This window comes from Pirellulales bacterium (assembly GCA_033762255.1).
GTDB lineage: Bacteria > Planctomycetota > Planctomycetia > Pirellulales > JALHPA01 > JANRLT01.
Map to the genome: position 1 here is coordinate 269223 of JANRLT010000065.1, position 12842 is coordinate 282064.

Genomic DNA, 12842 nt, shown 5'->3' on the forward strand with positions numbered 1-12842 from the left:
CGGATGTCTATACCACCGGGCCCGCGTTTTTGATCTCGTCACTGGCCACGTCGGAGTATTTCTTAAAATTCTCTTGAAAGAACCCCGCCAGCCGACTGGCCGCCGCGTCATACGCCGACGGGTCGGTCCAGGTATTCTTGGGCCACAAAATATCCGCCGGAATGCCGGGGCATTCGGTCGGCACCCCGACTCCGAATGTCGGGTCGGTCCGGGTGGCCACCTGCGCCAAGGCTCCGCTGTGGATCGCGTCAATTAAGGCGCGGGTGTAGTCCAACTGCATCCGACGACCAATGCCGTACGGCCCGCCACTCCAGCCGGTGTTGATTAGCCAGGCCTGCGCGCCATGCGTCCGCATTTTGGCCGCAAGTAACTCGGCATAGACAGTCGGATGCCGCACCAAGAATGCCGCGCTAAAGCATGCTGAAAACGTCGGCTGCGGTTCCTTGACCCCCATTTCGGTCCCGGCGACGCGCGCGGTGTAACCGCTAATAAAATGATACATCGCCTGCGCCGGAGAGAGACGGCTGACCGGAGGCAATACTCCCGACGCATCACAGGTCAGGAAAATGATATTGGCGGGATGCCCCCCCATGCAGGGAATAACCGCGTTGGGGATAAACTCAATGGGGTACGCCGCGCGGGTGTTTTCAGTAATGGAAAGATCGGCGTAATCGACCTGCCGTGTATGGGGGTCAAATGCGGTGTTTTCCAGCACCGTGCCAAAGCGGACTGCCTGAAATATTTCAGGTTCTTTGAGCGCGCTCAGGTTGGAACACTTGGCGTAGCAGCCCCCTTCGACGTTAAAAATTCCCTCCGCGGACCAGCAATGCTCATCATCGCCAATGAGCCGCCGCCGGGGATCGGCGGAAAGCGTGGTCTTGCCCGTGCCGGACAACCCAAAAAAGAGCGTGACGTCTCCCGCGGGCCCCGCATTCGCCGAGCAGTGCATGCTGAGCACGTCTTGACTCGGCATCAACCAGTGCATCAGGGTAAAAACCCCTTTTTTCATCTCACCGGCGTATTCCGTCCCCAGGATCACAAATTCCCGCCGCTCTAAACTCAGGTCGATGCTGGTCCGGGAGGTCATCTGGTGGGTGTGGGGATTCGCCGGAAACTGCCCGGCGTTGTAGATCACGTAATCGGGCGTGCCAAAATCCGCCAACTGCGCCTCGGTGGGCCGAATAAGCATATTATGCATGAACAGTGCATGATAGGCACGGGAACAGATCACGCGGATATTGAGTTGATAGCGCGCATCCCAACCGGCATAGCCGTCCAGCACGTAAAGTTCGTCGCGGGTGTTGAGATAATCAATCGCCCGCTGGCGATTGATTAAAAACACATGTTCATCCAGCTTAAAGTTTACCGGTCCCCACCAGACATTTCCGGAACTGTCGGGGTGTTCGACCAACCGCTTATCCAGCGGGCTGCGGCCTGTTTTTTTGCCGGAACGAATAATTAACGCTCCATTCGCGGCGATTACCGCCCCCTCATGTTTGACGGCATCCTCATAGAGTCGGGCGGGGGCCGCATTCCGTACGACTTGGGTAACTGTGATCTCGTGGGCCGACAGGTCAAAATTGTCCATAGTGATTGTGCTTCCCGCCTGTTGGGCGGGTTGTTGGTGGACGCCTATTTTGGAAGATACTGTAGGGTTAACCCGATGAGGAAAGCAACTTTAGATCCGCCCGTTGATGCTCATACGTAGTGGCAAAGGCTAATGCAGCCGGGTCTGGAGCAACCCCCCAGACTTGGCATGCCTGCAAATAAATCTCGGGCCACCAGTTGCGATGCTGGGTAAGGCCCCGTTCCAAGTAGCTGCGCCAGTGAGAAACCACCTTGCTCCAGCATTTGTCGCCGTAATCGAGCGCGGTCTTGGGATCGGCAAAGTCCTTGACATACCAATCACGGCCAATCCGGGCGTGCAGAACTTCATCCGCCCAATCAAAATCCTGAAATGTCTTCGAAAGTTCGTCGCCGCTAGCGGTGCCGACTTCCCATTCAAAGCGTTTACCGGACCGGGGCATCAGGCCTTGCTCGATAAAATATAACACGGCATGCCGTTCAGCGGGAGTAAGCTGCGTATTCAGATTGAGCGACCACGTAAAATTAATCGGGATTTTAGTCCAGTCAACCCCCTGTGCGATAAAGCCCACTTCGCCCAGCATGGCGTGGCGTGCCTCGTCCCACAGTTGCCGCGTCATATCCAGGTAATAGCCCCACGGCTTGTCGGTGGTCTCAACGATGATGCTGGCCATCATTTCCGGCACGTCGATCTCGCGAAGCCTTTTATAATACATCATCAACGTTTTATCACGTGGGCGATATCGCTCATCGTAGAGAAACGCCTCGGGATTGACTCCCGCGTTATAACCATCCTGAAAACGCGCGTCCCGCCGAGGAACGCGATCATATTGATAAGGCTGGGCGGTATAGCGCGGCGGGGGAAGCTGGATCGCCGCGTCTTCCGCTGGCTTTGCGGCGCCATCCACTTCACCGGCGGCCGCCAGGGCCTGGCGCAGTTCCGCCAGCCATTCGGCGTATTCGGCTTTTTCGGCGGCGGTAACCAGACCCGCCATTGCCGCCGTGCCAAAATCCAGAATTTCGCGCAGTTCCAGGATGGCAAATTTGAGGATCCGCCGCGAAGGGGCATCAGCCAGGGGATGCGTCTCGCGCTGGTAACGTTCACACGCCTGACATAGCGCCGGCAGCAGGACATCGTAAATGCCTAAAAGCAACGCCGGAGTGTCGGGCGTGGCCAGGACTTCGTCACAGGCATATTGCAGGCCGGGATGGGGCGTTTCCTCTAGCCCCAGGGGTGGTTCGCGCATCTCTCCCACCCGCTTGCGCAGGGCCATGGCATGCTCCGCGGCCAAATAAGCATGGTGGCTAAACGCGGATTTTAGCTCGTAGATCGGTTCAGCGGTGATTCGCGCGGTCCAAATGCCATGCAGCCGTTTCCAAACATAATGAAAGCGTTTAAGCCGGTCCACGCACTCGCCCACGGCGAGTCCCGGAGCTTGGGCATCGGCCATGCTGCACAAGCCTGCTAATTCGGGTAGATTGCGGTAGCGGACAAAGGGGGAACGGGGCATGGGGGAACCTCTGTGAATGAATCTGGCCCAATAATAAGCGGATCTTGAATTTGATTTTATACCAAGGAATTTTCCCTTTCCAAGATTCCCAATATTGATTCCTTTCTCACTTTCTCATTTACAAATAAACGCCACTTAACTCTCACCGCAAATCGACTGTACAAATGTGCCGATAATTGCCTATAATCGGTTTTGCGATTTGCTGCCACACACCCAACTTTTTTCCCATGACCGCCCAAATCGAATTCCTGCTCGGTCCGGCGCGCAGCGGCAAGTCCGCCGCCGCTTGGGAACGATATTTGGCCGCGCTGGCCCAACGACGCGGACGTCAATTGCTGTGGCTGGCCCCCAATCATCACGCCGTGCGCGGACTTCGGGCTCGATTAGCGGCCAGCGGCACCGCTGGGTGCATTGCGCCTGGCATTTTTACCTTTGCCCAGTTCGCCAGCGAGATCCTCCTGCGCGGCGATTGTCCCCTCCGCCCGCTCGATCACGTCCTCAAACGCCAAGTGCTGGGCCAGGTTGTCGCGTCCGCGCTGGCCGCAGGGCAATTAGCGCATTTTGGTTCCATCGCCGCCAGCGACGGATTTTTGTCCTGGCTGGACGACCTGATAAGCGATCTGAAACGCCAGGAAATCTGGCCAGAGGACTTTTCCGCGGCTCTAAGGGCATTTTCTCGGCGAGCGAAGGATCGGGAACTGGCCTTATTATATGCCGAATATCAAAAGCTGCTGGAACAGCGGCAATGTTACGACCAGGAGGGGCGCTTCTGGCTGGCGTGCGAGCAACTGCGCAAGGGGAGCGTTCCCCGGTCTTTTTTGCCAGACATCGTCATCGTGGACGGATTTTCGGACTTTTCACGGGCTCAATTAACACTATTAGAAATTCTCTCCCTCACCGCGCGGCAATTATGCATTACCCTGCCAGCCGGTGTGACTGCCGACGAGCGGCCCGAGTTATTCGCTAAACCGGGACAAACCCTGGCTGAATTACGCCGACGCTTTGCTCACGCGACCGAAACAAATCTGGGCCGGATCGCTCCCGCTCTTACCACATTTGGCGGTACTGGCAGAGCGCCGCAACCGCCGGTCTTTGCCCATTTAGAGCGGCATTTGTTTGGCAATCCCCGCGCGGTAGTTCCCCCCGTGGAGACCGACGGCCTGCAAATCTGGCCTTGCGCGGGGGAGTTACTTGAAGCACGACAAGTGGCCCGCGAGGTAAAGCGACTTCTAGCGCGGGGAGCAACTGGCGAATGCCCGCCGGTATCGCCGGAACGAATTGCGGTGGTCTATCGTACGCTGAACACCTCCGCCGAAATGCTCCGGCAGGTCTTTACGGAATTTGGCATCCCCCACCGCCTCGAAGCGGGCTTGCCGCTGGCCCAGTCGCCACTGCCGCGGTTGGTGTTGTCGGCGTTGCGCTGGCATCGGGATGATTGGCCCTATCGAGGTTTTTTAGCATTATTGGAAAACACCTACTGGGAAATCACCCTGCCAAACACACCATCGGCGGCAATTCGCCGGGCGACCACGGCCGCGGTGCGGGAAATGCAGGTTTTATCTGGTGCAAAGAACTGGCTGGCGGCGGCGACGCGCCGGCAGGCCACCTTACAGGAAATTCGGGCCAATGCCTGGGCGAATCAATCCGAAAATAGTGCCCGCTGGGAATCCGCCGCGCAACAAGCGGAGTTGGCCACCGCGGCCTTGACAGAGTTGCACGCCTGCTTTCGGTTGCTTCCTCCGCAAGCCACCTGGCGGGAATGGGGCAGGCATCTTACCGCCTGGGCAGAGCGGCTGGGTATTTTGCGCGTGGCGGCCCAGCCACTTCCGTTGCCCCAAAATGCCACCACCCGGCAAACCGAGGATACCGCCGATTTGGCCGCTTGGCGGCAAATGCTAGGGGCGTTGCAGGGAGTCGCCCGCTGGGAAAAGTGGTCCGGCGTCGCGGAACGGCAAATTACCCTGGCGGATTTGTTTCACGAACTACAGCTTATCTGTGATAGTGAATGCCTTCCTCCGGACAATGACGGCGTGGGACGCGTGCAGATCTTGTCCGCCCCGGCCGCGCGTGTCGGTGAATGGGACTATTTATTCCTGGCGGGGTTGACCGAGAAGGCGTTTCCGCTGCCGGGCCAATCGGATCGGCTTTATTCGGGCGAGGAAATGCGCTGTCTGAATCAATCCGGCACGCGCTTTACGGAACGAACCGAGCGCGCCAATGAAGAGCTGCTATTGTTTTATGAGCTGGTCACCAAGCCGGTCCGCGGGTTGGTGTTGTCCTATCCCGCGCTGGATGACAAAGCCGAGTCGCTTTCGCCTAGCCCTTATTTGCAAGAAGTTCTGCGCGTTTGCGGGCAAACACCTGTTCAACCGATCCAAAGTCTTAGCCCGGTTCCCCCGGCGGACCGCGTGGTTTGCTCTCCGCGTGAAGCGCTGCTGCGGGCCATGGATAGCGCGCTGGCCGGAACGATCGACCCCCTGGCCAGACAATTATCCCCCGCCACGGGGCAGCCTTCCGCTCCGCTGCTGGCCGGCCTGCGCTCGCTCGCCGCGCGGGCCAGTGGTCCGGAATTTGGTTCTTGGGAAGGGATGCTAGGCCACACTGAACTGGCCCAGCTTCAGCGGCGGTTTGGGGATGACCATTGTTGGAGCATCAGCCAACTGGAGTTGTACGCCGAGTGTCCATTCAAATTTTTTGCCGATAAAATCCTGGGATTGGCTCCTCCGGCAGATTTGGCCTTTGAAACGGATTATCTGCGCCGCGGCATTTGGCTGCATGCCGCGCTGGCCAAACTGTACCGCGAATGGCAAGCCACGGGCCAGACCCTGGCGGATTGGACCGACCGCCCCGCCGAGTATGCCCGGTTGTGCGCGCGGGTGGCACGGGAAACCGCGCCTGACGGCGGGGAAGGGGAATTAGGGGCGGTTTTTTTGCAATTGGACGAAAAGTTCGTGCTCAAGCTGCTCACGGCCCACCTGCAACAAGCGGAAAAATATCAAAAGCAAAATCTTGCCGAACTGCGGCCCCGCCATTTTGAAGTGGCCTTTGGACCCGGTAAAACGAGCGACCGGGATGATCCGCTCTGTACCTCGAAGCCGTGGAAATTTACCGCCGAGGAATTCACCTTAAACTTAAGTGGCCAAATCGACCGGATCGACCTGGGTCAGATTGGCTCCGAACCGGTCTTTCGCATTATTGATTACAAAAGCGGCAAGACTGTCCCCAAATTAAACGAGGACATCCTCGCCGCCGGACAAGCGCTGCAACTCTCGTTATATGCCTGGGCGGTCCGCGCGCATTTGGCCCCCGATCAGGGGCTGGTCCCTTGGCAGATTGGTTATTGGGCCTTGCAGGGGGACGGACCCGTATTTCATGGTTTAGCGGAGCAAAAAGAGGGAAAATTGATGGCGACCGAGGCTTGGACAACAGCCGCAGAGGAACTGCCGCGACGGGTGGCGGGGCTGGTGCGGGGAATTCAACGGGGTGAGTTTCCCATGTTTAATGAAAATGACAAATGCACCAGCGGATGCGACTATAAAACCATTTGCCGCGTCGCGCAAGCGCGGAGTCTGGAGAAAACATGGGCCGTGCCCGCAAGACCGCTGCCGTAGAACCGGCGAATAAAAAATCTCCTGACGCGCACACTTTGGCGGAGCCAATGGCCGCCACCGGAGCCGGGGTGGACGCGTCCGCGCCCCTGGCGCCGCGCACCCTGACCCCCCAGCAACAGGCGGCGCTAACCACGCGCGACGTTTCTGTCGCGCTGTCGGCAGGGGCGGGTTGCGGCAAGACCTTTGTGCTGACCGCCCGGTATTTATCCTATTTAGATCCCGCGACCCACGGCGGAGAACCCCTGGAACTGGGGCAAATCGTGGCGATCACCTTTACCGAACGGGCCGCGCGGGAAATGCGCACGCGCATTCGTCAAAAAGTGGAAGAACGACTGCGGGGGGCAGACGATGGAGAAGCGGTGTATTGGACCGGCGTGTTGCGGCAATTGGAAGGGGCGCGGATTAGCACGTTTCATTCTTTTTGCGCCAATTTGCTACGCGCGCACGCGGTGGAGGCGGGACTAGATCCCGGTTTTGCCGTTCTGGATCAAACAGTGTCCGATACGTTTTTGGCCGAGGCCCTTCAAGATTCCCTGCGCAACGCCCTGGTCGCCGGGGATGAGGACGCCCTGGCCCTGGCGGAGGAATTTGGCCTGGAGGGATTGCAAACGCGCCTCCGCCAAATGTTAGCCGATGTGCGGGAAAACTCTGGCCTCGACTGGGATACACTCTCTCCCGCGGAACTGGCGGCCCATTGGGATAAACTATACCAGACGCGATATCTGCCGGGCCTGGTGGAATATGTGGCCCATTTGCCAGAGGTCGCCGCGTGGCAAAAACTGGCTGCGGGCCTGGGCGTGACGGGCGTGGCCCTGACGCATCAACAACGGCTCAGCGCGTTGTTAGACGAATTGCCCACGACCACCCGCCCCGAAGAGTTACTGCATGAATTGCGCGCTGCGACATTATTGACGATGGACGGCAAACGGATCACCGTCAAAATGTTTAGCGAACCGGAATTTCAAGCGCTGTATAAAGAAGCCAACGAGAACCTCCGGTGGGAGCTGGACAAGTTGTTAAAAACCCTGGGATTTACGGCCGCCGCCGCCCTTCCCGCCGCCGCGCATAGTTTGCGCCTGTTGCGGCTCACCCGGCGCATCCTGGCGGAGTACGACCGGCGCAAGGCTGAATTGCCGGGATTGGACTTTGTCGATTTGCAGTCGCACGCCCGCGCCTTATTAACCGATCCCGCGCGCGCCGAATTACAATCGCGGTTGCGAGCGCAAATTCGAGTGTTGTTGGTGGATGAATTTCAGGATACAGATCCGATCCAGATTGAAATTTTGAGCGCGTTGTGCGGAACCGAGCGTTCCAGCGGCAAATTATTTTTTGTGGGGGATTTTAAGCAATCAATCTATCGTTTTCGCGGGGCGGATCCGCGCATTTTTTTACGCTTGCGGGCGGAAACCCCCCCGGCGGGACAATTGCCGCTGTCGGAAAATTTTCGCTCGCAGCCCGAATTATTGCACTTTGTCAACGCTCTATTCGCCGGAGAGTTTCGCTCGACGGGTTTGGAGTATGAACCACTTCTCCCCCGCCGCAAACAGACCGGTCCCGTACCGGCGGTGGAGTGGCTTTGGACCCCCGCCACCACCCATAAAGACCAAAGCTTGCCCGTGGAAGCGCGGTGGATCGCGCGGCGTTTGCGGCAATTGATTGATGAGGAGTTGCTGGTTTCGCAAAAGGAAAAAAGCGGGGCGATGAAACCGCTGGCCTTTGGCGATATTGCGATCCTCTTTCGCACGCTAGCCGATTCGCGCTATTACGAGGAAGCCCTGCGCGAAGCGGGCATCCCCTATTATGTGGTCGGCGGACAGGCTTTTTACAGCCAGCAAGAAATCTACGATCTGTACAACTTGCTGCAGTCGGTCCAATCCCCGGCCCATGAAATCGCCCTGGCGGGCGCGCTGCGCAGTCCGCTATTTGGATTGGCGGACGCCACGTTGTTTTGGCTGCGACACAGCGGGGGCTCCCTCGCCGAGGGGTTGTTTCATCCCCGATTGCCTGACAACTGGGACCCGCGCGAGACCGCCCAGGTCCGCCACGCGGCAAACACGCTGGCCCGTCTGCGCGCGGTGAAGGACCGCCTGCCGATTGCCGATCTGGTGCAACTGGCCCTGGACCTGACTGGATACGAGGCGACCCTGCTGGCGGAATTTTTAGGCGAGCGTAAATTAGCCAATCTACAAAAAATCGTGCAGCAAGCGCGGGTCTGCGACGCCAGCGGCGAATTGGCGTTGGGGGATTTTCTGCTGCAATTATCCGAATTTATCGCCGTCCAACCGAAGGAATCGCTGGCCGCCACCCATCCCGAGGATACCGACGTGGTCAAACTCATGACCATCCACAAATCCAAAGGATTGGAATTTCCCCTGGTGGTGTTGCCTGATTTAAATCGCCGCGAACAAGCCAGTCGCGACTGCGCGGCGTATGATAACGAGTGGGGACCGATGACCAAACCGGGGGAGGGGGAGGAAGCGGTCGTTGGCGGATTGGATTTGTATAAAAAATTAATCTCTCAGCAGGAACAAGCGGAAAGCCTGCGTTTATTGTACGTGGCGTTAACGCGGGGGGCGGATTACCTCATCTTGGCGGCGGGAATTCAACAGGAGGGGCAAATCGCCAAATTGTCCGCGCAGTGGCTGCCGTATGTGGCGCGCCGATTTGATCTGTTAACAGGTCAATGGAAGTCCCCCGAACCCGCTCCGCCGCAGCTCCCGCAAATTCGCGTTACGCTGCAAGAACCCCCGCCGCCACCCCGGCAGTCCGCCCCGCGTCAATTGTCAGCGGCCAAGCTTTTAGTCAGCCTGGAAGAATCCGCTACTATCATTCATCCCTCTGCCGACCACGATGATCGTCCCAGCGGCGGCTCCCGGGAGATGGGGGGCCAAACTGCCCGCCGGAACGTGGCGAAAGATAACACGGCGGAAGGTTTGATCGAGCCTTTGGCGATCGATGGAAAATGCAGGCAGGAATTCTCCGTTTCGCGACTTTCGGGAATGTTGCTTCCCGCCACCGTCCCGATCCCGGACGAACAATTAAATTTCCCCCCGGCCCCAGGCGCGTGGGACACAGAATACAACGCCGCGAAACCATTTGCCCCTTCCACTTTGCCAAAGACTAATTCCGCTTTTCCCCACCGGTCAACCGCAATCGCGGCGGGCGGTCCGCTGCGCCCCGCCAAGGCATTGCATCCCACCACCGTGGCCCACGAGGACGAGGCCAGCTTTGATGGGCGTGAATTTGGCATCCTTACCCACGCGGTGCTCGCAAAACTGACGGCGGAAAATCTGTCCGCCGCGCCGCGCCTAGCGGGGAGCTGGATCGAACGCGCGGCTGAAGCACAAGAGATTACCGAATCAACGGTAACATCGCGCGTAGCGCGGCAACTGGAAAAATTTTGGCAGTCGCCGCGATTTGCAGCCTATCGGGATTGTCGGGAATTTCGAACCGAAGTGGAATTTTTATTGCCCGTGCCGGAAGATCCCGCCAGCGCCCCGCTGACGGGGCTTACCCGTTATGTGCGGGGATTTTTGGACTTGCTGTACCAGGATCGGGAGGGGGCGTGGTGGATTGTCGATTATAAAACCACCAGCCTGAATGCGGGAAATCGCCAAGCAGTCATCGCGCAATACGAACCGCAGTTATTAGTTTATGGATTGGCGGCGGCCCGGGGGCTGGGGATAGCTCCCGCGGGGGGAGTCTTGCATTTTTTGGGAACGGGCGAGGAATACTTGTTGGAATGGAATGCCGCGCGGGAAGCCGCCGCGGAAAGCTGGATCCGGCGGGCTATTGCCGCGCATTTGGACATATCCGCCGAATGATCCAATTCTCCCTTGGTCGATGCTGGCGGTGCCACGTGCTTGCCCCTCGCGCAAAGAAAAAACCCCCGCCAGCGGTGCTGGCGGGGGTGGATGGTTGATTAACTTGGCGTGTGGCCGCGAATGTCGCGACCAACACCCTTGGTCAAAAACCTAGTTGGTAAAAACTTAGTTGCAGCAAGGTTCGGCAACCGTGGCACATGGGTCGCAACCCGCGGCGCCGGTGGCACTGGGATTGGCCGGAGCGACGGCGTCAGCCACCCACACAGCCACTTTCTTTGTGACGGTCGAGGGGACCATCGTGCAAACTTGGACGTCGATTTCCTTTTGCACTTGGACCGGTGTGGTGACGTTGTAGGTCACGGTCTTGGTTTCCACTTGTTCCACACACTTGGTGACGGGCACTTGGCGGGTTTGCTGTTGTGCTTCGCAGACGGTGTAGGTGACATCGCGGGTAACCGGGGTGGCCACGCACTTGGCCACCTTGACCGTGGTGGTGCGGGGTTCCGCCACACATTCGGTGTAGGTGACATCCTTGGTCATGGTGACGGGGACGCACTTGGCAACCTTGACGGTGCGGGTGCGGGCTTCGGCTACGCATTCGGTGTAGGGGACATCCTTTGTCACGGTTTCAGGGACGCACTTGGCGACCTTGACCGTGCGGGTGCGGGGTTCAGCCACGCATTCAGTGTAGGTGACATCCTTGGTCACGGTTTCAGGGACGCACTTGGCGACCTTGACCGTGCGGGTCATTTGCTGAGCTTCGCATTCAGTGTAGGTGACATCCTTGGTCACGGTTTCAGGAACGCACTTGCCAACCTTCACGGTGACGCTTTTTTGTTCCGGCACCATTTTGCAAACGGTGTATTCATAGGGAACTTGTTCGCTAACCATGCGGTTGACCGTCACGGTGACTTGTTCGGTGACGACATTCGGCACCCAAACTTTCTTGGCGACTTGGACCATGCAGGGAGCAGCCGGAGCGGCGGCGGCGGCACAGGCATCGCCGCCAGTCGCACAGGCATCGCCACCACAGGCCGGGGCCGGGGTTTCACAAGCCGGGGCGCACGCGGGAGCGCAGCCGCCACGTTTGTGGTGGCCCACGCGGACAAACAAGCCCTTGCTTAGGCTGGCCGGCGTGGTGCTGGCGCAGGGGGGGCAGGCCGATTCGGCAGCCGGGGGACAGGCCGATCCGCCAGCGGCGCCCGTTCCGCCCGCGGGAACCAATTCGCATTGAACTTCATAATGGCCGCGATCCACGGTGACATCGCGGGTTTCGGTGGTCGGCACGCACTTGTTGACGGTGCGGGTGCCGGTCATCTTTTCATAGGTCGGGACCATCACCGTGTAGTTCTTGACCATGTCCTCATAAACCATCTTGTTGACGGTGTAGGTGACTTGCTTGGTCTTTTGCACGGGGACCATCACCGTGTAATTTTGGACTTGGTCTTCGTAAACCATCTTATTGACGGTATAGGTGACGGGCTTGGTCTTTTGGACCGGTACCATCACCGTGTAATTTTGGACCACATCTTCGTACACGATCTTGTTGACGGTGTAAGTTACGGGCTTGGTCTTTTGGACCGGTACCATCACGGTGTAGTTTTGGACCACGTCCTCATACTGCATTTGATTGACGGTGTACGTCACTTGTTTGGTTTTTTGCACGGGGACCATCACCGTATAGTTCTTGACCACGTCCTCATATACAGTGCTGTATTGGGTTTCGGTGACTTGCTTGGTCTTTTGTACCGGGACCATCACCGTGTAGTTTTGGGTCACCATTTCGGTCACGGGGACCATCTTTTTGACTTGGACTTCCTTGGACTGCTGTTCGGTCTTGTATTCCGTGACCGTCACGGTTTTCTTTTGGGTGGTCATTTGGGGAACCATGACCGTGACCTGCTGGTCAACGTATTCATAGTGGCCACATCCCGCTCCCCCCGCGCCGGCGGCTCCCGTGGCGGCACAGGCGTCGCCGCCAGCCCCGCAAGCATCGCCACCACAAGCCGGAGCTGTTTCACAGGCCGGGGCGCATGCCGGAGCACAGCCCCCGCAGCCGCCGCGATGATGACCGGCGGTTGCCTGGGCCAAGCCCAGCAATCCGACCGTCGCGGCTAATAGTACTTTCAACGACAACTTCATAAGGACACATCCTCCAGGTGAAAAGAAAAAACGATCAAAATCCGCAAATATTCCACGACTAACGTCTTTGGAAAATCAATAACAGCTAAACCCCGCAAACACCCCAAAGCCTAATTCCGATTTAACTGTTACGCAAGTATGGTAATATAAAAAAAATAAAGGGTTTAGAA

Annotated in this window: 5 protein-coding genes; 2 read left to right on the plus strand and 3 right to left on the minus strand. The window is 58.2% G+C overall.

Going from position 1 to position 12842, the window contains the following annotated elements; genetic code table 11:
• Nucleotides 1-7: 7 nt before the first annotated feature.
• Both pckA and SFX18_18455 read right to left on the minus strand, forming a co-directional pair.
• Nucleotides 8-1588, minus strand: a complete 1581-nt coding sequence (pckA, locus tag SFX18_18450) for a phosphoenolpyruvate carboxykinase (ATP) (GenBank protein ID MDX1965131.1) — start codon at nt 1586-1588, stop codon at nt 8-10.
• A gap of 67 nt (nt 1589-1655) precedes the next feature.
• Nucleotides 1656-3095 carry a hypothetical protein gene (locus SFX18_18455; protein MDX1965132.1) on the minus strand — a complete coding sequence of 480 codons (1440 nt, stop codon included), beginning with the start codon at nt 3093-3095 and terminating at the stop codon, nt 1656-1658.
• Between the two features lie 227 nt (nt 3096-3322).
• On the opposite strand from SFX18_18455, the gene SFX18_18460 reads away from it, so the two are divergent.
• Both SFX18_18460 and SFX18_18465 read left to right on the plus strand, forming a co-directional pair.
• On the plus strand, nt 3323-6706 hold the full coding sequence (locus SFX18_18460; GenBank protein MDX1965133.1) for a PD-(D/E)XK nuclease family protein: 3384 nt from the start codon (nt 3323-3325) through the stop codon (nt 6704-6706).
• The gene (locus SFX18_18465; protein MDX1965134.1) at nt 6676-10530 is read left to right on the plus strand and encodes a UvrD-helicase domain-containing protein; all 3855 of its coding nucleotides are present in this window, start codon (nt 6676-6678) and stop codon (nt 10528-10530) included. Before SFX18_18460 ends, SFX18_18465 begins: the two co-directional genes overlap by 31 nt.
• Nucleotides 10531-10695: 165 nt before the next feature.
• On the opposite strand, the gene SFX18_18470 is transcribed toward SFX18_18465, so the two are convergent.
• The gene (locus SFX18_18470; GenBank protein MDX1965135.1) at nt 10696-12672 is read right to left on the minus strand and encodes a hypothetical protein; all 1977 of its coding nucleotides are present in this window, start codon (nt 12670-12672) and stop codon (nt 10696-10698) included.
• Nucleotides 12673-12842: the final 170 nt, after the last annotated feature.

Bases quoted from the DNA above. Each gene is read 5' to 3' on its own strand.
- pckA (MDX1965131.1), bottom strand. From the start codon at position 1,588: ATGGACAATTTTGACCTGTCGGCCCACGAGATCACAGTTACCCAAGTC.
- SFX18_18455 (MDX1965132.1), bottom strand. From the start codon at position 3,095: ATGCCCCGTTCCCCCTTTGTCCGCTACCGCAATCTACCCGAATTAGCA.
- SFX18_18460 (MDX1965133.1), top strand. From the start codon at position 3,323: ATGACCGCCCAAATCGAATTCCTGCTCGGTCCGGCGCGCAGCGGCAAG.
- SFX18_18465 (MDX1965134.1), top strand. From the start codon at position 6,676: ATGGGCCGTGCCCGCAAGACCGCTGCCGTAGAACCGGCGAATAAAAAA.
- SFX18_18470 (MDX1965135.1), bottom strand. From the start codon at position 12,672: ATGAAGTTGTCGTTGAAAGTACTATTAGCCGCGACGGTCGGATTGCTG.